This window comes from Pseudomonas sp. 5C2, from assembly GCF_034314155.1.
Lineage (GTDB): Bacteria > Pseudomonadota > Gammaproteobacteria > Pseudomonadales > Pseudomonadaceae > Aquipseudomonas.
Map to the genome: position 1 here is coordinate 653,138 of NZ_JAVIWH010000002.1, position 25,871 is coordinate 679,008.

General features: G+C 57.9%; 23 protein-coding genes and 1 pseudogene. 14 read left to right on the forward strand and 10 right to left on the reverse strand.

The window, feature by feature from the left end:
- Window positions 1-3: 3 nt before the first annotated feature.
- From RGU44_RS03685 to RGU44_RS03735, 11 genes are all read left to right on the forward strand, one after another.
- Window positions 4-1,347, forward strand: coding sequence for an MmgE/PrpD family protein (locus RGU44_RS03685; RefSeq protein WP_407074666.1), 1,344 nt, complete (start codon window positions 4-6; stop codon window positions 1,345-1,347).
- Window positions 1,344-2,549: a CaiB/BaiF CoA-transferase family protein gene (locus tag RGU44_RS03690; RefSeq protein ID WP_322179701.1), complete on the forward strand. Its 1,206-nt coding sequence runs from the start codon at window positions 1,344-1,346 to the stop codon at window positions 2,547-2,549. Before RGU44_RS03685 ends, RGU44_RS03690 begins: the two co-directional genes overlap by 4 nt.
- Before the next feature lie 59 nt (window positions 2,550-2,608).
- Window positions 2,609-3,427 carry a CoA ester lyase gene (locus tag RGU44_RS03695; protein WP_322179700.1) on the forward strand — a complete coding sequence of 273 codons (819 nt, stop codon included), beginning with the start codon at window positions 2,609-2,611 and terminating at the stop codon, window positions 3,425-3,427.
- A 255-nt stretch (window positions 3,428-3,682) separates the two neighbouring features.
- The gene (locus RGU44_RS03700) at window positions 3,683-4,675 is read left to right on the forward strand and encodes a TRAP transporter substrate-binding protein (protein ID WP_322179699.1); all 993 of its coding nucleotides are present in this window, start codon (window positions 3,683-3,685) and stop codon (window positions 4,673-4,675) included.
- 90 nt (window positions 4,676-4,765) lie between these two features.
- Window positions 4,766-5,398, forward strand: coding sequence for a TRAP transporter small permease (locus RGU44_RS03705; protein ID WP_322179698.1), 633 nt, complete (start codon window positions 4,766-4,768; stop codon window positions 5,396-5,398).
- Window positions 5,398-6,681: a C4-dicarboxylate TRAP transporter large permease protein DctM gene (dctM, locus tag RGU44_RS03710; RefSeq protein ID WP_219060643.1), complete on the forward strand. Its 1,284-nt coding sequence runs from the start codon at window positions 5,398-5,400 to the stop codon at window positions 6,679-6,681. Before RGU44_RS03705 ends, dctM begins: the two co-directional genes overlap by 1 nt.
- Before the next feature lie 143 nt (window positions 6,682-6,824).
- Window positions 6,825-7,307, forward strand: coding sequence for a GNAT family N-acetyltransferase (locus RGU44_RS03715; RefSeq protein ID WP_322215684.1), 483 nt, complete (start codon window positions 6,825-6,827; stop codon window positions 7,305-7,307).
- Between the two features lie 343 nt (window positions 7,308-7,650).
- The gene (locus tag RGU44_RS03720) at window positions 7,651-7,920 is read left to right on the forward strand and encodes a DUF1652 domain-containing protein (protein ID WP_322179696.1); all 270 of its coding nucleotides are present in this window, start codon (window positions 7,651-7,653) and stop codon (window positions 7,918-7,920) included.
- 836 nt (window positions 7,921-8,756) lie between these two features.
- Window positions 8,757-10,187 (forward strand): pyridine nucleotide-disulfide oxidoreductase, encoded by a 1,431-nt coding sequence (locus RGU44_RS03725; protein WP_322215687.1) that lies wholly within the window; start codon window positions 8,757-8,759, stop codon window positions 10,185-10,187.
- 188 nt (window positions 10,188-10,375) lie between these two features.
- A complete protein-coding gene (locus RGU44_RS03730) occupies window positions 10,376-11,311 on the forward strand; it encodes a ketopantoate reductase family protein (RefSeq protein WP_322179693.1) in 936 nt (311 codons plus the stop codon).
- 202 nt (window positions 11,312-11,513) lie between these two features.
- Complete coding sequence (locus tag RGU44_RS03735; RefSeq protein ID WP_322179692.1) at window positions 11,514-11,756, forward strand: YdcH family protein; 243 nt, start codon at window positions 11,514-11,516, stop codon at window positions 11,754-11,756.
- A 91-nt stretch (window positions 11,757-11,847) separates the two neighbouring features.
- On the opposite strand, the gene RGU44_RS03740 is transcribed toward RGU44_RS03735, so the two are convergent.
- Entirely contained in the window at window positions 11,848-12,753 is a 906-nt protein-coding gene (locus tag RGU44_RS03740; protein WP_322179691.1) for a pyridoxamine 5'-phosphate oxidase family protein, read from the reverse strand.
- 84 nt (window positions 12,754-12,837) lie between these two features.
- Window positions 12,838-13,022, reverse strand: a pseudogene (locus RGU44_RS24880) (glutathione binding-like protein); the annotation flags it as partial.
- 256 nt (window positions 13,023-13,278) lie between these two features.
- Here RGU44_RS24880 and RGU44_RS03750 point away from each other — a divergent pair.
- A complete protein-coding gene (locus RGU44_RS03750) occupies window positions 13,279-14,202 on the forward strand; it encodes a LysR family transcriptional regulator (RefSeq protein ID WP_322215690.1) in 924 nt (307 codons plus the stop codon).
- A gap of 114 nt (window positions 14,203-14,316) precedes the next feature.
- On the opposite strand, the gene csrA is transcribed toward RGU44_RS03750, so the two are convergent.
- From csrA to RGU44_RS03765, 3 genes are all read right to left on the reverse strand, one after another.
- Window positions 14,317-14,505, reverse strand: a complete 189-nt coding sequence (csrA, locus tag RGU44_RS03755) for a carbon storage regulator CsrA (protein WP_219060851.1) — start codon at window positions 14,503-14,505, stop codon at window positions 14,317-14,319.
- Between the two features lie 450 nt (window positions 14,506-14,955).
- Window positions 14,956-16,308: a GntP family permease gene (locus RGU44_RS03760; RefSeq protein ID WP_322179688.1), complete on the reverse strand. Its 1,353-nt coding sequence runs from the start codon at window positions 16,306-16,308 to the stop codon at window positions 14,956-14,958.
- Window positions 16,309-16,411: 103 nt separating this feature from the next.
- Entirely contained in the window at window positions 16,412-16,906 is a 495-nt protein-coding gene (locus RGU44_RS03765) for a gluconokinase (protein ID WP_322182734.1), read from the reverse strand.
- Window positions 16,907-17,163: 257 nt separating this feature from the next.
- On the opposite strand from RGU44_RS03765, the gene RGU44_RS03770 reads away from it, so the two are divergent.
- Entirely contained in the window at window positions 17,164-18,180 is a 1,017-nt protein-coding gene (locus tag RGU44_RS03770) for a LacI family DNA-binding transcriptional regulator (RefSeq protein WP_322179687.1), read from the forward strand.
- 78 nt (window positions 18,181-18,258) lie between these two features.
- Here the strand turns inward: RGU44_RS03770 and RGU44_RS03775 are convergent, their stop codons facing one another.
- From RGU44_RS03775 to glcD, 5 genes are read right to left on the reverse strand one after another with little or no spacing between them, the layout of a single operon-like run.
- A complete protein-coding gene (locus RGU44_RS03775) occupies window positions 18,259-20,439 on the reverse strand; it encodes a malate synthase G (RefSeq protein WP_322215694.1) in 2,181 nt (726 codons plus the stop codon).
- A 54-nt stretch (window positions 20,440-20,493) separates the two neighbouring features.
- Window positions 20,494-20,901 (reverse strand): heme-binding protein, encoded by a 408-nt coding sequence (locus RGU44_RS03780; protein ID WP_322179685.1) that lies wholly within the window; start codon window positions 20,899-20,901, stop codon window positions 20,494-20,496.
- Window positions 20,902-20,955: 54 nt separating this feature from the next.
- Window positions 20,956-22,173 (reverse strand): glycolate oxidase subunit GlcF, encoded by a 1,218-nt coding sequence (gene glcF, locus RGU44_RS03785; RefSeq protein WP_322179684.1) that lies wholly within the window; start codon window positions 22,171-22,173, stop codon window positions 20,956-20,958.
- A gap of 3 nt (window positions 22,174-22,176) precedes the next feature.
- Complete coding sequence (gene glcE / locus RGU44_RS03790; protein WP_322215697.1) at window positions 22,177-23,247, reverse strand: glycolate oxidase subunit GlcE; 1,071 nt, start codon at window positions 23,245-23,247, stop codon at window positions 22,177-22,179.
- Complete coding sequence (gene glcD / locus RGU44_RS03795; protein WP_322179682.1) at window positions 23,247-24,746, reverse strand: glycolate oxidase subunit GlcD; 1,500 nt, start codon at window positions 24,744-24,746, stop codon at window positions 23,247-23,249. Before glcD ends, glcE begins: the two co-directional genes overlap by 1 nt.
- A 233-nt stretch (window positions 24,747-24,979) precedes the next feature.
- Between glcD and glcC the strand changes: the two genes are divergently transcribed.
- Window positions 24,980-25,747 (forward strand): transcriptional regulator GlcC, encoded by a 768-nt coding sequence (gene glcC / locus RGU44_RS03800; protein ID WP_322179681.1) that lies wholly within the window; start codon window positions 24,980-24,982, stop codon window positions 25,745-25,747.
- The last annotated feature ends 124 nt before the right edge of the window (window positions 25,748-25,871 follow it).

Below are 25,871 nucleotides of genomic sequence, written 5' to 3' on the forward strand. Positions count from 1 at the left end.
ATCATGAGCCATACCCAAGCATTGGCCGGCTTCCTGGCCGACCTGAACTACGAGCAGGTGCCAGACGCCGTGCTCGACCGCACCGAAGACTTGTTTCTCGACTGGCTGGGCTCGGCGCTGGCCAGCCAGGGTTCGCACCCAATTCCGCTGTTCGAGCGTTATGCGCAGCACATGGGGCCAGCCGATGGCCCGGCGAAAATACTGGTGAGCGGCCGTGGTACCTCGGCGTATTTCGCCGCGCTGGTCAACGCAGCGTCCTCGCACCTGGTCGAGCAGGACGACCTGCACAACAGCTCGGTGCTGCATCCGGCCACGGTGGTGTTCCCCGCCGTGCTGGCGGCGGCTCAGGACCTGGGCAAGTCCGGTCGCGAATTGTTGCTGGCCTCAGTGGCCGGTTATGAGGCCGGGATTCGCATCGGCGAGTTCATGGGTCGTTCTCACTACAAGATTTTCCATACCACGGCCACGGTCGGTACCCTCGCGGCAGCCGTTGCGGTCGGCAAGTTGCTGGGCTTCGATAAAGAGCAATTCATCAACCTGTTTGGCAACGCGGGCACTCAGGCTGCCGGGTTGTGGGAGTTTTTGCGAGACGCCGCCGACTCGAAACAGCTGCACACCGCCAAAGCCGCTGCCGATGGTTTACTCGCAGCGTACATGACCCTCGATGGCCTGACCGGTGCACGCAATATCCTCGAAGGCGATCAAGGCATGGCCGCAGGCATGTCCAGCGATGCTGATCCGAGCAAGCTGTCCGACCGGTTGGGCAGCCGTTGGGCGCTGGCCGAGACCTCGTTCAAGTTCCACGCCTCGTGCCGCCATACTCATCCGGCTGCCGATGCGTTGCTCCTTTTGATGCAGAGCGAGGGGCTGACTCATGATCAGATCGAGCATGTCACCACCCGTGTGCATCAGGCCGCTATCGATGTGCTTGGGCGGGTTGTGGTTCCGCAGACGGTGCATCAGGCCAAGTTTTCGATGGGCGCAGTACTCGGTTTAATTGCAGTGCACGGCAAGGCCCAATTGACCGAGTTCCAAGCGTTTGCCCTGACTGATCCTGCCGTGGCAGCGTTCCGCGAGAAAGTCAGCATGGCGCTGGACAGTGAAGTCGACGGTGCCTATCCGGCGCGCTGGTTGGGCCGTGTGGTGGTCACCACGACGGACGGCCGCACCCTATCCGCAGCTATCGACGAGCCCAAGGGCGATCCGGGCAACACCCTGTCGCGTCCTGAACTGGAAGAAAAATTTCAGCGTCTGTTGGCGTTCTCTGGCGCACGCACGCCGGAGCAGGGCCGAGCGCTGATTGAAAAGGTCTGGCAGCTGCGCAATGCGGCGGAGGTAACCCTATGACGACTCAACCAGCCAATCCTCGTCCGCTGGACGGGATTACCGTGGTCAGCCTCGAACACGCGATTGCAGCGCCTTTCTGCACCCGGCAACTGGCTGATCTGGGGGCGCGAGTGGTGAAAGTCGAACGTCCCGGCAGCGGCGATTTTGCTCGGGGCTACGACGAGCGCGTGCGTGGCCTGGCATCGCACTTTGTCTGGACCAACCGCTCCAAGGAAAGCCTGACCCTGGACCTCAAACAGGACGAGGCGGAGGACATTCTTCAGGCCCTGCTTGGCAAGGCCGATGTTTTGGTGCAGAACCTGGCACCGGGTGCTGCGGCGCGCATGGGGTTGTCGTTCGAAGCGCTGCACGAGCGCTTCCCTAGGCTGATCGTCTGCGACATTTCCGGCTACGGTGAAGGCGGGCCTTATGAAAAGAAAAAGGCCTACGACCTGCTGATTCAGAGCGAGGGTGGCTTCCTGTCGGTGACCGGCGGGCCGGGCGAAGACCAGATGGCCAAAGCCGGTTGTTCCATCGCCGACATCTCGGCGGGCATGTATGCCTACAGCGGGATTCTGTCGGCGCTGTTGCTGCGCGACAAAACCGGTGTGGGTAGTCGCATTGACGTGAGCATGCTGGAAAGTCTGGTGGAGTGGATGGGCTACCCGATGTACTACGCCTTCGAAGGCGCCCAGCCGCCACCGCGTGCTGGAGCTTCGCACTCGACAATTTACCCGTATGGTCCGTTCCCGACCAAGGGCGGCGACACGGTGATGCTGGGTTTGCAGAACGAACGCGAGTGGGCGCTGTTCTGCGAGAAGGTGTTGCTCGACACTGCGCTGACCACCGATGAGCGTTTTTCGGCGAACTTCAAACGATCGGAAAATCGTGAGGCGCTACGCCAGATCATTGTCGATGGTTTCGCCCAACTGACGGTGGAAGAGGTCGTGACCCGGCTGGAAGTGGCGCAGATCGCCAACGCCCGGGTCAACGATATGCAGGGTGTGTGGGAACACCCGCAACTCAAGGCCCGCGACAGCTGGCGCGAAGTGGACAGCCCGGCCGGCAAGCTGCCGGCATTGCTGCCGCCAGGGCGCAACGCTGCCTTTACCCCGCGCATGGACCCGGTGCCGGGGCTGGGCGAACACACCGGTAGTATTTTGGGTGAGCTGGGCTTTTCGGCTGAAGATCAGGCGCGGCTGCAAGCGGCAGGGGTGGTCTGAGACCTCCACACCGTGCTCCCACAGATTAATTGGGCCTCCCCAAGAAAGAGGAAATAGCCATGTCCGGTTCCATTGTCCGCTCTGCACTGTTTGTGCCCGGTAGCCGACCCGAGCGATTCGCCAAGGCGCTGGCTGCGGGTGCCGATGCGGTGATTGTCGATTTCGAAGATGCAGTGGAAGAATCGCTCAAGCGCCAGGCTCGGGATAACCTGGCGGCTTTTCTGCAAAGCACTCCGCAGGCCTCGGTCTGGGTTCGGGTCAATGCCCCGGAGCACGCCGAACACCTCGCTGATCTGGCGTTCTGCCAACGCCATTCAGGGGTTATCGGGGTGTTGCTGCCCAAGGTCGAGAGTTCTGCCCAGGTAGCTGCAGTGGCGGCCACCGGCAAGCTGATCTGGCCGATCATCGAGAGCGCTCGTGGCCTGTTGGCGCTGGCCGAGATTGCTTGTGCCAAAGGCGTTCAGCGCTTGTCGTTTGGCAGCCTGGACCTGGCGCTGGACCTGAATTTGAGCAACGGCACTCGGGCTGCACAATGTGTACTCGATCAGGCGCGCGTCTTGTTGTTGCTGCATTCGCGTGGCGCGGGGTTGTTGCCTCCCCTTGATGGCGTGCACCCGGCCATCGACGACCCAGAGGGGCTGCACCAGTCCGTTCGTCATGCTTATGAGATGGGTTTTGCGGGCGCCTTGTGCATTCACCCGAAACAGATTTCGGTGATTCACCAGGCTTTGGCCCCGTGTGCTGAAGACCTGGCTTGGGCGCAACGCGTGCTGGACGCGGGTGCTGATGGCGCAGGCGTATTTCAAGTCGACGGGCAAATGGTCGACGCGCCGGTCTTGCTGCGCGCTCAACGATTATTGGCCCTGACGCTTATCTAGAGGGTAAGAGCTGTATACGACTTTAGTCGTAACCTCGTTGTACGATAACTGCTTTGGGTCAATAGTCTTCGAGGGTTTATCCCCACGCCACAGGGGCTTCAGAGTCGACCATGGGTACAAAGTGCCAGCGTTCAGCTAAACCAAACGCTGGATTATAAAAATGCAAATTCTCTAAACGCGCGGCCTTGTGCATCTTTGTACCAGCGCTTTAAAAGCTCCCTCAAAAATAATCACAACAATAAAAAGGTGAAATCGATGTTGAAGGTGACCCGCGCGCTCCTATGCGCCGCCGCAGTGTCCATCGCCAGCCTGACGCAGGCAGCCGACCCCATAATTATCAAGTTCGCTCACGTCGTGGCTGAAAATACGCCCAAAGGGCAGGGCGCTTTGCTGTTCAAGAAACTCGCCGAGGAACGTCTGGCGGGCAAGGTGAAAGTCGAGGTCTATGCAAACTCGTCCCTGTTCGGCGACGGCAAGGAAATGGAAGCATTGCTCTTGGGTGATGTGCAGTTATTGGCTCCGTCCCTGGCCAAGTTTGAGCAGTACACCAAACAGGTGCAAATCTTCGACCTGCCATTCCTGTTCAATGACCTGGCAGCGGTCGACCGTTTTCAGCAAGGTCCGCAGGGCAAAGCGTTGTTGACCTCCATGGACGACAAAGGCATTCACGGGCTGGCCTATTGGCACAACGGCCTGAAACAACTCTCCTCCAACCAGCCTTTGCGCGTGCCTAAAGATGCACGCGGCCTGAAGTTCCGGGTCCAGGCGTCCAGCGTGCTCGAAGAGCAATTCAAGGCCGTACACGCCAACCCGCGTAAGTTGAGCTTCGCCGAAGTCTATCAAGCGTTGCAGACCGGTACGGTCAATGGCACCGAGAACACGTGGTCGAATTATGAAAGCCAAAAGGTCAATGAAGTGCAGAAGTACTTCACTGAATCCAACCATGGCTTGATCGACTACATGGTCATCACCAACTCCAGGTTCTGGAACGGCCTGCCAGTAGATATCCGCACCGAGTTGCAAAAAATCCTCGACGAGGTCTCGATTGAAGTGAACAGGCAAGCTGAAGCGCTGAACCAGAGCGCCAAGCAAAAAATCATCGACGCCAAAACCAGCGAAGTCATCGAACTGACCTCTGAGCAACGCGCGGAATGGCGAAAAGCGATGCGTCCAGTATGGGAAAAGTTCTCGGCTGAAATTGGTCCCGATCTGATCAAAGCTGCTGACGACTCCAACAAAGCACCTTGATGTTTACCGACAACTGATCGGTACAGACAGCAATGTCTGCGCGGCCGTTCTGATCTGAGCGGCTGCTCTCTCTACGTTCGGAGAACTTCTATGCAATCGCTGACGCGACTTTGGGAGCATCTGGAGGAAGCCGTTATTGCCTTCCTGCTGGCCGCCATGACCCTGGTTACATTCGTCTACGTGATGTTCAACAACATCTATACGTTCTTTTACACCCTGAGCGACAAGTGGGTGGTGAGCAGCGCTTTTTTCTCGAGTATCGGTGACCACTTAATGGGGATTGCCCAGGAAATGACTTGGAGTGTGGCGCTGACCAAGGCGCTGTTCGGCTGGTTGATTTTCTTTGGCATGTCCTACGGAGTGCGTACCGCCGGGCACCTGGGTGTGGACGCATTGGTCAGGCTGACGCCACGGCGCATGCAACGCCTGCTGGGAATGCTCGCGTGCGTGTGTTGCCTGGCTTACGCCGGATTGTTCGTGGTGGCCAGCTACAAATGGGTGTCGGCCGTGTTCATCGCCAATATCGGTGCTGAGGACCTCGATCAGTTCGGCATTAAGGTCTCGTACATCGCCGCGATCGTGCCCCTTGGTTTCGGCCTGGTATTCATCCGGTACGTGGAAATTTTCTGGCGCATCTTCACCCATCGTCAACTCGGTCTCGGGCTGGCAGATGAGGCGGCCGAAGCGAGCAAACTCGCCAGTTCGAGCGAGGAGCACCACTGATGACGGTTCTTTGTCTGTTCCTGCTGCTGTTCGTTTTTATGTTCCTGGGCGTGCCGATCGCGATTTCGCTGGGTCTGTCCGGGGCGGTTTCCATCCTCTTGTTCAGTCAGGACTCGTTGAGTTCGCTGGCGATCAAGCTGTTTGAAACGTCTGACAGCTACACCTTTCTGGCGATCCCATTCTTCCTGTTATCGGGCGCGTTCATGACCACCGGCGGCGTTGCGCAACGCCTGATCGACTTTGCCAACGCTTGCGTCGGGCACATTCGTGGAGGATTGGCGATTGCCGCTGTGCTGGCCTGCATGTTGTTCGCGGCATTGTCTGGCTCCTCTCCGGCGACGGTGGCTGCCGTTGGCTCCATCGCGGTGGCAGGCATGGTGCGCTCTGGTTATCCAAAAGAGTTCGGCGCAGGCATCATCTGTAACGCGGGGACGCTAGGCATCCTGATCCCGCCGTCCATCGTCATGGTGGTGTACGCCGCCGCGACTGAAACCTCGGTGGGCAAGTTGTTCATCGCCGGCATTGTCCCCGGGATTTTGCTCGGTGTGATCTTGATGGTGGTGATCTACATCGTCGCCAGGGTCAAGAAGTTACCGGCACAGCCACGGGTCAGCTTTCGTCAGTGGTTGCACACCGCACGGCGTGCATTCTGGGGCTTGCTGCTGCTTGTGATCATCCTCGGCGGTATCTATAGCGGCATGTTCACCCCGACGGAAGCAGCGGCGGTGGCAGCAGTCTATTCGGCCTTCGTTGCGTTGTTCGTCTACAAGGACATGCGGTTCCGTGACTGCCCGAAAGTGTTGATGGAGTCCGGACGGCTGTCGATCATGCTGATGTTCATCATCGCTAACGCCATGCTCTTCGCCCACGTCCTGACCACCGAACAGATTCCGCAGCAAATCACGACATGGGTGATTTCCGAAGGCCTGACGCCCATTGGTTTTCTGATCATGGTCAATATCGTATTGCTGGTGGCCGGCAGCTTCATGGAGCCGTCGGCCATCGTGTTGATCCTGGCACCGATTTTCTTCCCGATTGCCATGAAGCTGGGCATCGACCCGATCCATCTGGGCATCGTCATGGTGGTGAACATGGAGATCGGTCTGGTGCACCCACCGGTGGGACTGAACCTGTTCGTCACCTCGGCGGTAACCGGGCTGACCCTCGGCCAGACAATCCGGGCCGCCATGCCGTGGCTGATGATCCTTCTGGCGTTCCTGATCCTGGTGACCTACGTCCCCTTCATCTCGATGGCCCTGCCCAATTGGCTGGGGATGCCTTGACCCGTTACTGAGAGCGCAGTGCCTTGACCCCTGTGAACTTAGGTTCTCAGGGGTTTTTTTAGCAAGGATGTAGTTGCTCTATCCTTCGCATATAGTGTCCTTACTATGCGTGTGCTCCTGATGCTTCGAGAGGTTATCCAGCTATGTTTCTTCATCGCCCCCTGGAAGAAAAAGACATCCCGGTTATCTGTGAATTTCCACAGAGCGCCGACGAGCTGTTTTATATGTTTCCCAAGGCCTCTTATCCGCTGACTCCGCATCAGCTAAAAGAGGCTATCACCCACTGCTCCGACTCCACCGTGATTGAAATGGATGGCACAGTAGTCGGTTTCGCAAACTTCTCTCGTTGGGAGTTTCGGGGCCGTTGTTCGCTGGGTAATGTCATCATTTCCCCCCATGCTCGCTCGCGAGGTGTGGGGCGTTATCTGATCAGCTACATGATTGATATCGCTTTCGATAAGCACGAGGCCCGGGAGGTGACTGCATCGTGTTTCAACCGCAACGTCCCGGGTCTGTTGTTCTACCCCAAGCTCGGCTTTCAGCCGTATGCCGTGGACGAGCGTCAAGACAAACACGGCGCCAGGGTTGCGCTGATCCATCTGCGACTTGCAAGAAGCGAGTCATGACGCTTGCGTGAAGTCAGCCGACGGAAGGTGGTCTGAGACGTAACGGGTTTTTTTATTTTTTATGAGGTAAATGTGGTCAAACGGGTGTGTTCCGCCGGTATTGTTATCATCCGTAAAAGATGAAACGTTTCTTCTATGCATTTTATAAATCAGGCCGTTCCAATTGATTGTGTACACCCTCGTTAACATGGCATTGCCCCGCACAGGGGGCGGGTATAGAGTTAAGGACGTTCAAGTAATAGACGCCGTTTATTTGACGACCATGGACGAAATCCTTGTACCCTAATAAATAGATGTAGCCAGTGTCTGGATCTTGACCCGGCCTGCTGCGAGGAGACTGCACATGATTGCGTACAGGCTTTCCACGTTGGAACTACGAGGTATTATCGAACGTGCCTTTTTGCCGTTGCGCTGCAAGTGCACGGTGGCGCCTGATTTCTCATTGACCGTTCAAATTTCCGACCCTCAATCCGACCGGGTCGATTTGATCGTCACGGGCATTTCTTTGGACCGGCTTAATAACAGTCGGGATATATGCGAATTGGTGGCTGAGCTGCGTTATGACCTGGCTAACCATGGTCAGCTGCATACACAGGCCCGCTACGCCGGGTGAGGCTCGCCCTTGGGCCCAGGGGACTACGGGTTCTAGTGATGTGTCACGCTCGCTAAACGTGCGGGTGGCACTCCCCGGCTACAGGGGCTCAGTCATTTTCATCCGGCTATTTATGTCAACTTGCCGTCTAGACTGGGCCTTGCAGGCGGTCAATCCACGTTGTTGTCAATCGCCTTTCGTTAGACCTTTTTTGGGTTTTCTCCCTCCTCCATTTTTATGCCCGCTCCTTGTCTGGCTGCCACTCATGCCCAGAAATCCTCGCGCCAAATCGATTATTTAAAATAAACTTTTTGCATGTGAATGATGGCTTTTTAACGTCAAAAAAAAATACCCATATCTATCATGCAGTTAATGAGTAAGTGTAACGTTTTTTGTAATGAGTCTGTAATTTGACACTTTCCTGAAATTTTGAAATTATTGGTCGAGGTTTTGGCGCCTAAGTTAAGTACTTAAGCCAAGGCTGTTCCAGGGCGAATCGTTGAACCGCTGTGTGGATGTTTTTTTGGAACGCTCCACACAATGCCTATTAATAGGGTATCCAGATTTGGCCCCAGCGGTAGCGTTGCCTGCGATAAAGATAAATAAGTTATCGAGGAGCAGTTACCGAATGACGTTGCATGTTCCCGCGCAACGCAGAGGAAGAAGCATCGTACCAAGCCCACCAATGAGGCTTGCGCTAACGCCTTCTTGTTTTCCCCTCGTTAGTTATTCCCCACTTTTCATCCTCTTCTATTCAAACACGACGCTAACGGTTATCCCTGCTTTTTTAGGACGGACTTGACACGTCACTCTGACCACAGAAAGACGACCTGAATTTAAACACGGAGTCAATTATCATGTATGGAGATCAACTGGAAGTAGTCTGCGGTTGTTTGGTAGGAGGGGCTGGCCCTGCTGGCATGGGGCTGATATTCAATGCCTTGAAAAGCGGAGCCTTGCCTGATTTAACGCGCGACGGATTGATTATCGTCGACGCCAGTCCTCATCCGGGGACTGGTAGATTGGGTGAATACCAGATTACGGCCAACTCTGTGGGCGATGTATTTCTCGATTGCCTGCGTGATCCGGCATTGCGCGAAGTGTTTGAACCGTTGGAGCACAGCGCGGCGTATTGGCGCATCCGCGATCAGGCTTTTGTCGCACCACGGCTATCAGACGTAGGGGAACTGCTGGCAGAAGCGTCGAAACTGGTGCTGGATTTTATCGTTCAACGTTATGACGTTCAGGTGTGGAGCAGCACCACGATCACGGAAGTGGTTAGCGACGATGATGCGTTTCAGGTCTGGGTCGAACACGAGGGGCGTGCTCAGGCGATTCTGTGCCGTACGCTGGTACTCAACCTTGGTGGCCGTCAAGATCCGCAGCATCTGCTAAACGCACTGGCAGATCAGGGGTTATCGCTGCCTCCGTCGACCAGTATTCAAAGTGCCGATACAGTGCTGCGTATGAGTGCCTCAGAGTTGCGCGAACATTTTGCGCCGACCCTCGCCGCAGGGGGGCGATTCACAGTGGTCGGTGGTTCTCATAGTGCTTTTTCCGTGCTGGAAAACCTCGCCAGCGCACTGCAAAGCGTCGGTCTGGAAGAGATGACATTGGTGCATCGCTCGCAAATCCGCCTGTTCTATGAAAGTGCCGATCAGGCATTGGCGAACGGCTACGAGTTTGATCCAGTCAATGATATTTGCCCGGTATCGGGTCGGGTCAACCGGTCAGGCGGCTTGCGTTATCGCGCTTTAGACGTGGGCCGGGACATTCTTGAGCGCGGCCGAATAGGTGCGGACGGGGTCCGGGTCCATCTCCTGCAAACTCGAAATGGCCCCGCCCGGCAGTATGAACGTGCGAGCCAAGCGTTGGCTGAATCGAATGTGGTGGTGCAATGCACGGGTTATCAACCTCGGATACCTGAACTCAAATACGCCGATGGCACGCCGATCACCCTGCGCGAGGTGAAGGGCGGTCTTGATTCCGACCCTTCAGGCTGTCCTTTGGATCTGGCGGGGCGGCGCTTACACGGTTTGTATCTGTTCGGTCTGGGCTCGGGGCTTGGGATTGACCCGCGCCTGGGCAGCGAGCCGTCCTTCGATGGGAGAATCTACGGCGTCTGGCAGTTTCATAACGACGCCAGCCGCGCTGTCATCGACGCTATATCAGCACGATTGAGAGCCGCAGCATTGGCTGAACGGGGAGTCCCCAGCCGTAGCTTGAGCGAGCGTTTAGACAGTGGCTTGCCACTTTTCTGGCCAGACCTCACACCCTTCAAAATATAAGATGTATTCAGCGTTGAGCTAACTCTCTCGTCCCGAGTGGTCTTTGGCTACTCGGGTTTTTTTTGCCTGCGATTTAGTGCCTGGGGACAACTGATGAGGGGGATATCTGTTGTTGAATAGCGTTTTTTATCATCTATTCTTACCTTTTATGCAGACCCTCTCAACGGCTCGGCAGAGGTTGGACAGCCATGCGCATTTTGATCGTTGGAGCCGGTGCGATCGGCGGTTATTTTGGTGGACGACTGCTGGAGGCGACGCGGGACGTGACGTTTCTGGTCAGGCCTCGTCGCGCCGAAGAGCTTGAACGTGACGGGCTGATCGTGCGAAGCCCGTTGGGCAACGTCGATTATCCTGATCCGCCCTATGTGCTGAGCCAGGCACTGGATACTCCCTATGACCTGATTCTCCTTAGTTGCAAGGCCTACGATCTCGACGCGGCGATGGAGTCTTTTGCAGCAGCGGTGGGGGCTGAAACGATGATTCTGCCGCTGCTCAATGGCATGGCGCATCTAGATCGCCTGGCCGCACGTTTCAGTCATACGAATATATTGGGCGGGCAGTGCCTGATCTCTGTGGACCGCGATGCGTCGGGCACCATCGTGCATCTGAATGACACCAACCAATTAACATTTGGCGAACTGGATGGGCAAGTGAGCGCACGTATTCAGCGCGTGACGGATGAGTTGGTCGGCGCGGGTTTTGAGGCTAACCTCAGCTCAAGCATCCTTCAGGAGATGTGGGAAAAATGGTGTTTTATCGCCACCGGTGCTGGCGTTACCTGCTCCATGCGCTCTACGGTCGGTGATGTGCTCGCCGCAGGTGGTGAGTCACTGGTATTGAGATTGCTGGATGAGTGCGCCGAGATCGCCGCCAAGGCCGGTTACCCGCTGCGCCCGCAGGCGCATGAGCGCTTTGTGAATATGTTGACGACTCCCGGGTCGAAGATGACCTCTTCCATGCTGCGAGACATCGAACGTGGTGCCGCCATCGAAGTCGAGCATATGTTCGGTGATCTGGTCGCACGCCGTGACGCGGCAGGGCTGTCGACAGCAGATTTGTCGGTTCTTGAATTCGCCTACACTCACCTTAAAGCCTATGAAGCACGGCGTTTGCGCGAACATTGATCTCCAGTCCATGTCCCCCAGACAATATCGAGCCCCGGCATGCCCAGGCTTCCATCACGAACCGATCTGCTGGCGTCCATGCGTGGTGATCGGGTTACCCGATTCACCCACTGTGCGGGTTGGACCGGCAGAAATAACGAACCTTTTCCAGGAGCCAGCCTCATAACCTTACGATCACTGCAGGTTTAACAGAGGTGACAACATGCCGGTCAAACATAATTTGCTCAAGGATTTGAATATCACCAAGGAAGAGATCACCAGGCGCAGAGACGCCGACGACAGGCTCAGCCAACTGCTCGAATCCTACAACTCGATAGACGCTGAAGTGGTTGACGCTGAATCCGGGTCAGCCGGAAACGTTACCGATGAACAGCTCAGGAAGCTCAAGGAAAAACGCCTGCATGTGAAGGACAAGATAGTCAAGCGTCTGACGTCTTCGGACTAAGACTGTGGGCGCGTCGTTCCGGGCACGGCGGCACGGGTACCCCAGCTCCCGGCCGTCAGTGAGTAGGGGAGCTGCCGTCAGGCTTGGTTGATCAACAACGTAATGCCAGTGCATTCGAGCGCCTGACGATACGTTGCGGGCTGAAACGCCATAACCGCTCGGCACCTTCCAAGGTGCTGAGGGTGCCTGAGTGAAGAATAAGCTCCACATCGCCTGTCATTTGCAGCAGGTCGCCTGTGGGGAAATCGACAAACACCAGACCTGCTTTCGGATTGAGGACAAAGTTACCTAAGGTATTGAAGAATAGATTGCCGGCGAAGTCCGGAATCGTCAGCGTGCCGTCCTCATCCAGTCGCACGAAACCTGATGTCCCTCCGCGGTGGGACACATCGACCTGTCGCCCGCTCGGGGTATCGTCGACGTAAGACGCGACAAAAAAAGAATATGCGCTGTTGATCAGATCGCGCGCGTCGGTATCCAGCTGCTCCATCCATTGAACCGTTGCCGGACGTGAGTCACTTCGGACGCTGAGTTGCCGCTGTTGAATATAGCGCGGGCAATTCCCGTAACTCTGCTCGACGGAAATGTCGAAGCTGTGATCGTCGCTGCGTTTGAGGGTGCCATTAAGCCGGTTGCGTCGACGGGTCAGTAAATCAATCCCCAACAAACCGATGGCCAGGCCGTCATCCATGCCTCTGTCCGCCGGGTCACTGGTATTGCGTGGTAATTGCAGGTGCAGACGGTATGGATCGACCGCATGCATAAAGCCTGGCTCATCGTCGCGAAGGGTTGCCCACACATCCCCTTCGGGATCGACCGTACCGAGCACGACGAAAGGTAACTGCGGGTAGAACGCACGGTGCTGCTCGATGATCTGATCACGGATGATCCTGCTGCCTAGTTCACCCATTTTCTCGGCTACCCCGACGCTGTGCTGCAAGGCGCGTTCACCTGCGTGCCAGGGTGAGTGAGGTCGTTGAGGTTGTTCGTTACTCATGACAGATCACCTCCCTCATCGCGCATGGACCCTGCTGAAAGTGCCCATGCACCGGTCCTTTAGCCAATCCTTTAGGACCTGGGATTAGGCAATTGCGGCCAGGCCTGCGGGTGTTTTCTGAAAGGGAACAAAGCCTGGTAATGCTTCGATCCGAACCAGCCAACGGTTTATCCGAGGATAGCCTGCGAGGTCGACATTGCCTTCAGGGGCTTGAGCGAAGTAGAGCTGTACAGCGCGACATCAGCCAGCGTTGGGTGGGGGCCTGCGACGATCTAGTCATGGTCGGCAAGGTCGACTTCGATCAGAGAATGCTCAATACCCAGCAACGACAGAAACAGACGAACACGATGGGCATGACCGGAGAGGGGGCGGGAATAGAGCTTCATGGCAATCACCTTTAAAGGGCTGCATGGAATGGGGCCGTTGTGGTATCGGTGATGATGCTAGTGCTCGCAGGCGCTTGAATAAATGCTGTAAAGAGAAGATCTTTACTCCGTAATTTGGAGTAAAACGGCGAGGCAAGTGATGGACACGGTTCAAGCGATGCGGGTGGTATTGGCGATAATCGAGCATGGCAGCCTTACGGCCGCATCGGAAAAGCTCGATGTCTCACTGCCGACCGTGGTCCGGGTATTGGCCTCTACGGAGCAGCACTTGGGTGTGCGCTTGTTCGAACGCACCACCCGACATGTGCGGATCACGGAGGAGGGCAAACTGTACGCCGATGTCTGTCGTACGGTGATTCGTGAAATCGGCGACATTGAGGATGTGTTCCGCGACAAGGAGAGTGAGCCCAGCGGTCCTTTGTCGATCACGGCCCCGGTGCTGTTCGGTCGTCATCACGTAGCCCCGGTGCTCAACGGGTTCATGGCTCGCTATCCCAAGGTGACAGTGAACTTGAGCCTGATCGACCGGGTGACTGACTTGCTGGAAGAAGGGATCGACGTCGCGGTGCGAATCGGCCACGTCACCGCCCCGGATCTGGTGGTGTCTCGCGTGGGGCAGGTGCGCCGTTATCTGTGTGCCAGCCCTGCACTATTGGCTGAGCTTCGGACCATCAAGACGCCGGATGACCTCAACGGCGCGCCCTTCATTTGCCTTGCGGGAGTGCTCGGGGGGAGCCAATTGATGCTGCAAGAGAACGGCAAGCCGCTGTCGGTGAAAATAGCCAATATCCGCATGACCACGAATAACGGTGACACGGCTATCTCTGCCTGCCTCAGTGGGTTGGGAATCGGGTTTTTTCTGTCCTATCAGGTCCAGGACCTGATAGATGCCGGGCAACTGGAAAGAGTGCTGATTGATTACCAGCCCGAACCATTGCCGGTTTCGCTTGTTTACCTGCCATCGCGGCGGGTGTCGATTCGTTCGCGAACGTTCATCGCCTGGGCGAAGGTGAAGCTCGGTGAGCGGCTGATTCGTTTTGCAACCCCGGAACGCTCATCTTGACAGCTGATCGCTAGCAGCGCGGGGAAGACAAAAAAAACGGCGTCATCTAGACGCCGGGTAGCTGTTCTGCCCAAAGAGGGCAGAGTGCTCAGTAGTGGGGATGCAATTTCGAATTCATTGGGGGTCTTGGTGGGGTGCGATCTCGGCTTGGATACGTTTGTAAATTTCTTCACGATGCACAGAAACATTTTTTGGAGCATTGATACCTAGCCGGACCTGAAGGCCCTGAACGCCAAGAATCGTAACGGTGATGTCGTCACCAATGTTTATGCTTTCGCCTACTTTTCGGGTGAGTATCAACATGATCTTTTCCTTGATGGCCTCTTGAAGCGCCTCTGCCAAGAGGCTGGCGTGTGCCTTGGGTGTGATTGTTGCCGAGTACATCCGAATGCGTCCATCCCTAAGACGTCATAAGTGCAAATTTAATTCCCTTGAAACGCACATCTGTCATCGAGTCACCCCGCAAGTGGACGAATAGTGCACCTGCTTGGTGCTTGCGCGTCTAAGCATTATCCCTCAAACGCCAACGTTTGCTGACTATTGTGGTGAAAAGAGTAGCAAAGAGCGCAAAAAAGCCAGAGGTGTTTAAAGGTCTTTATAGAGCGGCGCTATTGTTGCCCAAGGCCGTTTTAGAGGCGGTCAAGAATTCAAGCCAGGCCATTGTCAATCACGTGGCTCATTCAGCCCGCAGCTGAGAGGGGGTGCCCGTTTCAGCGCGGATCTATCGCGAATCCGTTCGCGACAGAGGGGCCGTCAAACCAACAGTGACAACAATAGAATGAAGATCAGCCCGACCACCGACAGAATGGTTTCCATCGCGGTCCAGGTTTTGAAGGTTTCGGCGACGGTCATGTTGAAGTACTGCTTCACCAGCCAGAAGCCCGCATCGTTGACGTGCGACAGGATCAGCGAGCCCGCACCCGTTGCGAGCACCAGCAGTTCGCGGTTTACCCCTGGGATCATGGCCACTACTGGCGCGACGATACCCGCGCCGGTGATGGTTGCGACTGTTGCGGAGCCCGTCGCAATGCGGATTACCGCAGCAACCAGCCAGGCCAGCAGAATCGGCGAAATTTCCGCACGGACCGCCATGTGGCCAATCACATCACCCACGCCGCTGGCGACTAGCATTTGTTTAAAACCACCGCCCGCGCCGACGATCATGACGATGGCCGCGACAGGCGCCAGGCTCTGATCAAGCAGCTTCATAATCTGCTGCCGGGAGAAACCGCGAGCGGCACCAAACGTGTAGAACGCCAGCAACAAGGCGGCGAGGAGGGCGGTGATCGGGTGACCGATCAGGTCCATCCAGACCCGAATAATGCTGGTGTCCGGCAGTACGATGTCGGCCAGGGTTTTGAGCAGCATCAGAAACACTGGCAGCAGGATCGTGACCAGCGTGATGCCGAAGCCCGGCAGGTTTTCGGTTGTCGACTCCTGGGCGATCTGGTCCATCAACTCTTTTGACGGTGTGCCAGGAATGTAGCGTGAAATCCACTTGCCGTAGATCGGTCCGGCGATCATCGCTGTGGGCAGCGCGACGATCAGACCGTAGAAAATGGTTTTACCGATGTCGGCATTAAATACGCCAATTGCCAGCAGCGGACCCGGATGCGGCGGGACCAGCCCGTGCACCGCTGACAGCCCGGCCAGCAGGGGGATGCCGATTTTGACAATCGATAAGCCTGTGCGTCGAGCCACGATGAACACCAGCGGGATCAACAGGACGAAGCCGATCTCGAAGAACAGCGGGATGCCCACTAGGAATGCTGAGAACATCATCGCCCAGTGCACACGATCCTTGCCGAACAGTCGGACCAGGGTGCGGGCGATCTGGTCGGCGCCGCCTGAGTCAGCCATCAATTTGCCGAGCATGGTGCCCAGCGCCAAGAGGATGCCGACGAAGCCGAGAACGCCGCCGAAGCCGTCCTGGAATGACTTCATGACCTTGTCCACAGGCATGCCGGAGGTCAGGCCCAAAAAGCCGGAGGCGATGGTCAGCGCGACGAAAGGGTGAACTTTAAAGCGGGTGATCAGCAGCACAAGGCCGATGATGGTCACCAGTGCATCGACGAGCAGGTACGTCTCTTGGGTCATGCCGAACATAGGTGCGTCTCCAGTTGTCTTTGTTTTTTGGAGCTACTGATGAGTGTGGCGTTCAATTCCGTTTGCAGGGTGCAAGACAGCGCTATCTTTTGCGTTCACAGCTTTATTTTTGTGGCCACGAAGCTTTCCACCAGGCGGCGGCTTGTTCTCCCAGCGTATCGACGTGGAGGGTCGCATCGACCACCAGCGTCAAGGGTTCGCCATAAGGGGGTTCGAGCGTCGCGAACTGGCTGTCCACCAGGCTCGCGGGCATGAAATGCCCTGGGCGGTGCTCACAGCGCTGGATTGCCAGTTCCTTGCTCAGCTCGAGAAATATAAAACCCAGCCCCGGCACCGCCTCGCGAAGCTTTTCGCGATAGCTGAGTTTGAGCGCAGAACAGGTGACAATCGGACGCTCACCGTTGCGCAACGCGGTGGCCATTTCTTCGCCCAGGCGGACGAGCCAACCGGCACGGTCTTCATCATTGAGGGGGATGCCAGCGCTCATCTTTTCGATGTTGGCGGCAGAGTGGAAGGCGTCACCTTCGATGAGGCGGCCGTCGCTGCGTAGCGCGATGGCGGCGCCGATGACGCTTTTGCCGCATCCGGCGACACCCATCACGACGAGGGCGGAAATAGCAGTATTCATAATTACCTCAGCGGGAGACAGCGCTGTCTTTGACGGCTTGAACAAAAGGCCGGCCAGGCTGTTTCCAGTTCTTGTCATTGTTATGGGCAAATCGGTCAATCATCGGACCGTGCATACGTTACTCGTGACCGTTAAGTACGAATAAAGCGTTGCGAGGCTCCGTGAGACAGCGCTACCTTAGAGCGCATTCGCCATCTTTGGCAACCCCTCTGAGTTATTGGCAGCACATGACACGCATTGGTTCCCGCTCCACGGGTCGTCCGACCCTTAATGAAGTTGCGCGGCTTGCCGCCGTCTCACCGATTACCGCCTCAAGGGCGCTACGCGGTATCGCCACTGTCGCGCCGGAGTTGGTAGAAAAAGTCCGGGCTGCCGCGCAGAACTTGGGGTATGTCGCTAACCCGGCCGCTCGCGCACTGGCCTCATCACAAAGCCAGACGGTGGTGGTGCTGGTGCCGTCGCTGACCAACCAGTTGTTCATTGAAACCCTGGAAGCAATTCAAGGCGTATTGCGCACGCGTGGCCTGGAAGTAGTAATCGGCAACTACCACTACTCGCCCGTCGAGGAAGAAAACCTGCTGCGCACCTACCTGGCTAATCGGCCACGGGGGTTGTTGTTGACCGGTTTCGACCACACACCCGCCGTGCGCCAGTTACTCGCCGCCAGCGGCGTACCCTGCGTGCACATGATGGAGCTGGACCCGGCGCGGGGTGCCTATTGCGTGGGGTTTTCTCAGGAACAAGCCGGTGCCGAAGCGGCCAGGCATTTGCTGGGGCGCGGTCGGCGGCGCCTGGCCTACATTGCGGCGCAACTTGATCCCCGGGTGTTGCAGCGTGGCGAAGGTTTTCGGCGTGTCCTGCGTGAAGCCGGACTGCATGATCCGGCGCTCGAAGTGATGTCGCCGCTGCCTTCGTCCATTGGTCTGGGCGGTGAGTTGTTTGCGCAATTGATGGAGACCCATCCGGACGTTGATGCGGTTTTCTTCTGCAACGATGACTTGGCCCAAGGAGCGACCCTGGAAGCCCTGAGGCGGGGTATCGCCATCCCCGAACGCGTGGCGCTGATCGGCTTCAACGACCTGCCTGGTTCTGCGCACATGGTCCCGCGCCTGACATCGATCCGCACGCCACGCGAAGCCGTCGGTCAACGGGCCGCGCAGTTGTTGCTCGGGTTGATGGAAGGGGTTGCGCAGGTGCCGCAGGTGGACCTGGGGTTTGAATTGGTGATGCGGGAAAGTACGTGACCCCAAAGCCCCACTGAAAAATATCGGCTGTCTTCAATCATGGGGGAGCGAACTCATTCGCTCCCCCATGGATTTGCCCTAGCCCTGCTGTTTTTTAAACGCCAACCGGAATTCATGCAGCAACGGCTCGGTATAGCCGCTCGGTTGCGCACAGCCCTTGAATACCAGTGCGCAAGCCGCCTGGAAGGCGATGGAGGCGTCGAAGTCGGCGGCCATCGGCCGATACAGCGGGTCCCCGGCATTTTGCTGATCGACGACCGCAGCCATACGCTGCAGGGTTTCCAGCGTTTGCGCTTTATCGATCACGCCATGGCGTAACCAGTTGGCGATGTGTTGGCTGGAAATCCGCAGCGTTGCCCGATCTTCCATCAGGCCGACGTTATGAATGTCCGGCACCTTGGAGCAGCCCACGCCTTGTTCGACCCAGCGCACCACATAGCCCAGCAGACCTTGGGCGTTGTTTTCAACTTCCTCGCGAATCTGCCCGGCAGTCCACTTGGCGTCCGCCGAGACAGGAATCGTCAGCAGGTCGTTGAGGATTTGCTCGCTGACACTGGCCAGATCGACCTGTTCCAGTTCCTCCTGAATCGCCCGCACATCGACCTTGTGATAATGCAGTGCGTGCAAAGTGGCCGCGGTCGGTGAGGGCACCCATGCCGTGTTTGCACCAGCCTTGGGATGGCCGATTTTCTGCTCGAGCATGTCGGCCATCAAGTCTGGCATCGCCCACATGCCCTTGCCGATCTGCGCTCGACCACGCAGGCCGCACGCCAGGCCCACCAGCACGTTGCTGCGTTCGTAGGCTTTGATCCACGGCGTGTTTTTCATTTCGCCTTTGCGCAGCATTGCGCCAGCTTCCATCGAGCTGTGCATCTCGTCGCCCGTGCGGTCGAGGAAGCCCGTATTGATGAAGGCAACCCGCGCCGACGCCGCACCAATACAGGCTTTGAGGTTGACGCTGGTACGCCGCTCTTCATCCATGATCCCCATTTTCAGGGTGTTGCGCGGCAGCTTGAGCAGGTCTTCGATACGGCTGAACAATTGCTCGGCAAACGCGACCTCGGCCGGACCGTGCATTTTCGGTTTGACGATGTACACGCTGCCGGTGCGCGAGTTGCCGCGACGAGCCAGGTCATGCACGGCGATCAGGCTGGTGATCACGCCATCGAGAATACCTTCCGGTATCTGGTGACCTTCGCCGTCGAAAATCGCCGGGTTGGTCATCAAGTGGCCGACATTGCGTATGAACAACAACGAGCGACCGTGCAGCGTTAGCGTGCTGCCGTCGGCAGCGGTGTATTCACGGTCGGCGTTGAGGCGACGGGTGATGGTTTTGCCGCCTTTCTCGAGGTCCTCGGTCAGGTCGCCTTTCATCAGGCCCAACCAGTTGCGGTAGACCGACACCTTGTCATCGGCGTCCACGGCGGCTACCGAATCCTCGCAGTCGATGATGGTCGACACGGCCGCTTCCATCAGCAGGTCTTTCACCCCCGCAGCGTCGGTGCGGCCGATGGTGCTGTTGGCGTCGATCTGGATTTCGACGTGCAGGCCATTGTTCTTCAGGAGGATGGCGGTCGGTTGCAGTGCCTGGCCCTGGTAGCCGACGTATTTTTCCGGCTGCTTGAGTCGGGTCTGGCTGCCGTCGGTCAGGGTGATCAGCAATTGGTCACCGTCTACGCGGTAGCTTTGCGCATCGGTATGCGAGCCGTTGGCCAGCGGAGCGGCTTCGTCAAGAAAGGCGCGGGCGAAGGCCACGACTTTTGCGCCGCGCACAGGGTTGTAACCGCTGCCTTTTTCCGCACCTTCAGTTTCAGCGATGGCATCGGTGCCATACAGCGCGTCATACAGCGAGCCCCAGCGGGCGTTCGCGGCGTTCAGGGCGTAGCGGGCATTTACGGCAGGCACCACCAATTGCGGGCCAGCCTGGCTGCTGATCTCGATGTCGACGTTGGCGGTGCTGGCTTGCACGGTGGCTGGCTGCGGTTGCAGGTAGCCGATTGACTGGAGGAACGCGCGATAAGCCGGCATGTCGCTCACCGGGCCGGGATGAGCGCGGTGCCAAGTGTCCAGTTCAGTCTGCAACCGATCGCGTTCGGCAAGCAGGGCACGGTTCAGCGGTGCGAGTTCATGCACCAGGGCATCGAAGCCGGTCCAGAACGCATCACGGTCCAGACCCGTGCCCGGCAGCACGTCCTCATCGACAAAACGTTGCAGGTTGGCGGCCACTTTCAGGCGCTGGCAGTTAACGAAATCAGTCATCTTGGGGTCTCCAATCGTGGGAGCGAAGGTATTCGCAAAGGCGGTCTATTCGGCTTACTTGCCGTTCAGGCTATCAGCGCCGGCTTTTGCAATCTGTGCATCTTGATCTGCCTTGACCCCGGACACGCCCACGGCGCCAATCACCTGACCATCGACAATCACCGGCACGCCACCTTCGAGGGAGGTCAGCAGGGGGGCAGACAGGAAGGCGCTGCGCCCGCCATTGACCATGTCTTCATAGCCTTTGGATTCGCGACGGCCCAGCGCAGAGGTGCGGGCTTTTTCGGTGGCGATGTAGGCGCCAATCGGTGCGCAGCCGTCCAGACGCTCCAGGGCCAATGGATGGCCGCCGTCATCGACCACCGCGATGGACACTGCCCAGTTGTTTTTCTGTGCTTCAGCGCGAGCGGCGGCGAGGATCTGGCTGACTTCGGTCTGGCTCAAAATGGCTTTGGTTTTCATGTGGCTCTCCAATAGGGCAGCAATAGGGGCTGTAATAAAAAATTATGCAGTCGATTAGTGCAGCGCTTCTTCGACCAGTTCGATCCAGTGCCTGACCGGGGTCCGGCCAGCGCTGTCCAAATGGGTCTGGCAGCCGATGTTGGCGGTGACGATCACCTGTGGCTTGCCGCTCTCCAGTGCATTCATCTTGTTATCGCGCAGTTGCCGCGACAGCTCGGGTTGGGTCAGTGAATAGGTACCTGCCGAGCCGCAGCATAGATGGCCGTCGGGTACTGCGGTGAGGTTGAAGCCTAGCCGGGTGAGCACGCTTTCGACTGCGCCACCGAGCTTTTGTGCGTGCTGCAAGGTGCAAGGGCAATGGAACGCCAGACGCAGGTCACTCTCGACCCCGAGCTTTTCCAAGGGCTCATCGCGTAGCACTTCCACCAGGTCGCGGGTCAAGGCACTGACCCGTTGCGCTTTGGCAGCATAGGCCGGATCGTCTTTGAGCAGGTGCCCGTAGTCTTTGACGAACGCGCCACACCCGCTGGCGGTCTGGACGATGGCTTCGGCACCGCTTTCGATACTCGGCCACCAGGCGTCGATATTGCGACGGGCACGGTTCAGGCCGGCTTCCTGTGCATTCAAGTGGTAATCCACCGCGCCGCAACAACCGGCCTGGCTGATCGCTGTAATGCTGATCCCCAAACGATCCAGTACGCGTGCCGTGGCGGCGTTAGTATTGGGTGACAGCCCAGGCTGTACGCACCCTTCGAGCATCAATACACGCCGCGCATGCTGTTGGATCGGTCGCGCCTTGGCCGGGTGTACCACGCGAGGCAACTTGATCGCGAGTGATTCAGGCAGCAGGGGGCGAAAGGCCTGGCCGAGTTGGACCAGCGTCTTGAACAGCGACGGGTTCGGCACCACTGCACGCAAACCCTGACGGAGCAGGCGCTGGCCCAGTGGACGAGGAACGGCGTCATCCACCACGGCCCGGCCGATGTCCAGCAGGTTGTGGTAATCGACGCCAGACGGGCAGGTGGTCTCGCAGTTGCGGCAGGACAGGCAGCGGTCCAGGTGCAGCTGGGTTTTTTCGGTAACGTGGTGGCCTTCAAGTACTTGCTTGATCAGGTAAATACGCCCGCGTGGGCCGTCCAGCTCATCACCCAGCAGCTGATAGGTTGGGCAGGTGGCGTTGCAGAATCCGCAATGCACACAGGTGCGCAGGATGCTTTCGGCCTCTTCGGCACGCGGCAGGCGTTTGGCATGTTCACTCAACGTGGTCTGCATGGCTTAGATCTCTGCGTACATTCGGCCCGGGTTGAAAATCCCCTTCGGGTCGAGTTGTGCCTTTAGTTGGCGGTGATAGCGCAGCAATGGGCTGCCCAGCGGCTGGAACGGGCTGTCGCTGACGCCATGGCTGTAGCAGGTCGCGTGGCCGCCGACTTCGCTGACAATAGCGCGAATGGCTTCAGCCTCCGCATCGGACTTCAACCAGCGCTGGGCGCCGCCCCAATCGATCAACTGCTCGCCGGGCAAGGCGAGGGTGCCGGTGTTGTTGGGTAGCGATAGGCGCCACAGTGGCTGACCTTCGTCGAAAAACCCCAGGCGCTGTTCATTCAGTTCGCGCCAGTAAGTCGGGTCGAGCAGCTCACCTCCGAGGCGATCATGGGCGGCAGATACTGAACCTTCACCGCCTTCCAGGCGCAGACGCAGCACGCGGCCATCATGGCTGGCGGCGCTGATCGGCAACGGCTGCTGGCCCCATTCGGCCAGTTTTAGCAGGGCCTGCTCCGCGTTCATTTCCAGGGCAATGCTGATGCATTGGCGCGGTTTTGGCAGAACTTTGAGCGACACTTCGGTGAGCAGACCGAGACAGCCATAGCTGCCAACCAACAACCGGGACAGGTCGTAACCGGCCACGTTTTTCATCACTTCGCCGCCGAAGCGCAGGTGTTTACCGAGGCCGGTGATGACCCGTGTGCCGAGAACAAAATCACGCACCGAGCCTGACCAGGGCCGACGAGGCCCGGACAATCCGGCGGCGACCATGCCGCCGACCGTGGCCTCGTCGGCGTCGCCGAACGACGGCGGTTCGCACGCCAGCATTTGCCCGGCGGCTTCCAGTGCCGCACACAGCTCGCTCAACGGCGTACCGGTGCGGGCGGTGATCACCAGCTCAGTCGGGTCATAGGTGACGATGCCGCGATGTGCGCGGGTGTCGATGATTTCGCCAGCGACCTCGCGTCCCAGAAACGCCTTGCTGTTGCCCCCCTGAATACGCAGGGGGGTGGCATTTTGCAGCGCTTGATTAACCTGTTCCAGCAACGCGGCGCTGGCGTCGACATTCTGTTGGGCAAGCATCAGAAACGCTCCAGTTCAGGGAAGGGCAACTGCCCCAAATGCACATGCATGGCACCAAACTCGGCGCAGCGATGCAGGGTCGGAATGTTCTTGCCGGGGTTGAGCAGGCCGCTTGGGTCAAACGCCGCTTTCACCGCATGAAACAAGGTCAGTTCGTCGCTGTTGAACTGGGCGCACATCTGATTGATTTTCTCGCGGCCGACCCCGTGTTCGCCGGTGATGCTGCCACCGACCTTGACGCACAGCTCGAGGATTTTCCCACCCAAGGCTTCAGCGCGGTCCAGTTCGCCGGGCTGGTTGGCGTCGAACAGAATCAGCGGGTGCATATTGCCGTCACCGGCATGGAAGACGTTGGCTACACGAAGCCCATATTCCTCGGCCAGCGCCGTGATGCCCTTGAGCACCCCTGGCAATGCTCGGCGTGGGATGGTGCCGTCCATGCAGTAATAATCCGGCGACAGGCGCCCGACCGCCGGGAACGCGTTCTTGCGCCCGGCCCAGAACCTGACACGTTCGGCTTCATCGCGAGCCAGGCGCACTTCGGTTGCGCCAGCTCTTTCCAGTACGGCACGAACCCGGTCGCAATCGTCGTGGACATCGGCTTCGACGCCGTCCAGTTCGCACAGGAGGATGGCTTCGGCATCCACCGGGTAGCCCGCGTGAATAAAGTCTTCAGCGGCGCGAATCGCCAGGTTGTCCATCATCTCAAGTCCGCCAGGGATGATGCCCTCGGCGATGATGTCGCCCACTGCGCGCCCGGCTTTTTCCACCGAGTCGAAGGCGGCCAGCAACACTTTGGCGACCTGCGGCTTGGGCAGTAGTTTGACCGTGACTTCAGTGATGATGCCGAGCATGCCTTCTGAGCCGGTGAACAGCGCCAGCAGGTCGAAGCCTGGCGAATCCAAGGCGTCGGAGCCGAGGGTCATGCGCTCGCCTTCGACCGTGAGAATGTCCACCTTGAGCAGGTTGTGCACGGTCAGTCCGTACTTCAGGCAATGCACGCCACCGGCGTTCTCGGCGACATTGCCACCGATGGAGCAGGCGATCTGCGAGGACGGGTCCGGGGCGTAATAAAGGTCATAGGGCGCTGCGGCCTGGGATATTGCCAGATTGCGCACGCCGGGTTGTACACGGGCCAGACGCGCGGCGGGGTCAATCTGCAGAATCTGATTAAAACGGGCCATGACCAGCAGCACGCCTTTTTCCAGCGGCAGGGCGCCACCCGATAAGCCTGTGCCAGCGCCACGGGCGACCACGGGAACCTTGCGCTCATGGCACAGCTTGAGCAGGGTTTCTACCTGTTCGATGCGCTGGGGCAATACCACCAGCATTGGCGTGGTGCGATAGGCGGAAAGACCATCGCACTCATAAGGCTTGAGTTCTTCTTCTCGATGGAGAATGTCCAGGTCGGGCAAGTGCTCGCGCAGGGCCAGGAACAGTTGGCCTTTATCAACGAGAGGCAATACACCGTCGACACGTTCGTCGTACAGAATGTTCATGGTGGGCTGACAACCCTGAGTTGTTGTTATTGAAGACCGATCTACGGCCTCGACTGTCTTGCATGATTGGCCGCAGAGGCTTTACTGTCCATGACTTATAAGTCTGGTCGAACCAGTTATTTTTTCTAGGTGATTGCTAATTTTTTTAAAAGTACTTATTTTTCAATAGGTTGAAATTATTGTTGAATATTTTTGGTTGAGTATATATAGCTGGTCATACCAGTGGAGGTTGCATGGCTAACGCTGCTTCGACGCGCGCGCCGCAGGTCGCCGATGTTGTGTGTGAGCGCATCGAACGTTTGATCGTTGATGGTGTGTTGAAAACCGGGCAGATTTTGCCGTCCGAACGGCGCCTCACGGAAAAACTTGGCGTATCCCGCACTGCCTTGCGTGAGGGCCTGAAATTGTTGCGGGCCAGAGGCATCATCGAGACCGAACAAGGCAAGGGCTCGTTCGTCGCTCAATTGTCGAGCCACACCGCCACGTCGCCCTTGATGCATCTGTTCGGCTCGCAGCCGCGCACCCTTTATGACCTGTTCGAAGTGCGCAGCCTGCTGGAAGGAGAGTCCGCGCGGTTGGCAGCCTTGCGCGGTACTGATGCCGACTTTGTGCTGATCACTCGCAGCTATGAAGCGTTGATCGCCGCCCACGACCAACCGCTTGACGCCTCAGGTCATGCACGTCTGGACCACGCCTTCCACCTGGCGATCTGCGAGGCATCGCACAATCCGGTGCTGGTGCAGACCTTGCGTTCGTTGACCGATCTGCTGCTCAACACTGTGTTTGCCTCGGTCAACAACCTGTATCACCGCGAGCCGCAAAAACGCCAGATCGACCGGCAACACGCGCGGCTGTACAACGCCGTCACCGGTCGCCTGCCTGAACAGGCACGCAAGGCCGCCATCGCCCATATCCAGAGCATTTGCGAGAACCTCAAGGAAATCGAAAATGAAGAGCAGCGTTTGGTGCGCTCCACGCTGCGGCTTGAGGGGTGGGCATGAGCGACTTGACATCAACGGGTATCTGTCGCAATTTACGTATTGCGTAATGTGATTACGATTTGTGCGAAGCCGAACATAACAATCAGACGCGTCTCCGACGACTACCATTAACGGAGAACGTGCA

Bases quoted from the DNA above. Each gene is read 5' to 3' on its own strand.
- RGU44_RS03685 (WP_407074666.1), top strand. From the start codon at position 4: ATGAGCCATACCCAAGCATTGGCCGGCTTCCTGGCCGACCTGAACTAC.
- RGU44_RS03690 (WP_322179701.1), top strand. From the start codon at position 1,344: ATGACGACTCAACCAGCCAATCCTCGTCCGCTGGACGGGATTACCGTG.
- RGU44_RS03695 (WP_322179700.1), top strand. From the start codon at position 2,609: ATGTCCGGTTCCATTGTCCGCTCTGCACTGTTTGTGCCCGGTAGCCGA.
- RGU44_RS03700 (WP_322179699.1), top strand. From the start codon at position 3,683: ATGTTGAAGGTGACCCGCGCGCTCCTATGCGCCGCCGCAGTGTCCATC.
- RGU44_RS03705 (WP_322179698.1), top strand. From the start codon at position 4,766: ATGCAATCGCTGACGCGACTTTGGGAGCATCTGGAGGAAGCCGTTATT.
- dctM (WP_219060643.1), top strand. From the start codon at position 5,398: ATGACGGTTCTTTGTCTGTTCCTGCTGCTGTTCGTTTTTATGTTCCTG.
- RGU44_RS03715 (WP_322215684.1), top strand. From the start codon at position 6,825: ATGTTTCTTCATCGCCCCCTGGAAGAAAAAGACATCCCGGTTATCTGT.
- RGU44_RS03720 (WP_322179696.1), top strand. From the start codon at position 7,651: ATGATTGCGTACAGGCTTTCCACGTTGGAACTACGAGGTATTATCGAA.
- RGU44_RS03725 (WP_322215687.1), top strand. From the start codon at position 8,757: ATGTATGGAGATCAACTGGAAGTAGTCTGCGGTTGTTTGGTAGGAGGG.
- RGU44_RS03730 (WP_322179693.1), top strand. From the start codon at position 10,376: ATGCGCATTTTGATCGTTGGAGCCGGTGCGATCGGCGGTTATTTTGGT.
- RGU44_RS03735 (WP_322179692.1), top strand. From the start codon at position 11,514: ATGCCGGTCAAACATAATTTGCTCAAGGATTTGAATATCACCAAGGAA.
- RGU44_RS03740 (WP_322179691.1), bottom strand. From the start codon at position 12,753: ATGAGTAACGAACAACCTCAACGACCTCACTCACCCTGGCACGCAGGT.
- RGU44_RS03750 (WP_322215690.1), top strand. From the start codon at position 13,279: ATGGACACGGTTCAAGCGATGCGGGTGGTATTGGCGATAATCGAGCAT.
- csrA (WP_219060851.1), bottom strand. From the start codon at position 14,505: ATGTTGATACTCACCCGAAAAGTAGGCGAAAGCATAAACATTGGTGAC.
- RGU44_RS03760 (WP_322179688.1), bottom strand. From the start codon at position 16,308: ATGTTCGGCATGACCCAAGAGACGTACCTGCTCGTCGATGCACTGGTG.
- RGU44_RS03765 (WP_322182734.1), bottom strand. From the start codon at position 16,906: ATGGGTGTCGCCGGATGCGGCAAAAGCGTCATCGGCGCCGCCATCGCG.
- RGU44_RS03770 (WP_322179687.1), top strand. From the start codon at position 17,164: ATGACACGCATTGGTTCCCGCTCCACGGGTCGTCCGACCCTTAATGAA.
- RGU44_RS03775 (WP_322215694.1), bottom strand. From the start codon at position 20,439: ATGACTGATTTCGTTAACTGCCAGCGCCTGAAAGTGGCCGCCAACCTG.
- RGU44_RS03780 (WP_322179685.1), bottom strand. From the start codon at position 20,901: ATGAAAACCAAAGCCATTTTGAGCCAGACCGAAGTCAGCCAGATCCTC.
- glcF (WP_322179684.1), bottom strand. From the start codon at position 22,173: ATGCAGACCACGTTGAGTGAACATGCCAAACGCCTGCCGCGTGCCGAA.
- glcE (WP_322215697.1), bottom strand. From the start codon at position 23,247: ATGCTTGCCCAACAGAATGTCGACGCCAGCGCCGCGTTGCTGGAACAG.
- glcD (WP_322179682.1), bottom strand. From the start codon at position 24,746: ATGAACATTCTGTACGACGAACGTGTCGACGGTGTATTGCCTCTCGTT.
- glcC (WP_322179681.1), top strand. From the start codon at position 24,980: ATGGCTAACGCTGCTTCGACGCGCGCGCCGCAGGTCGCCGATGTTGTG.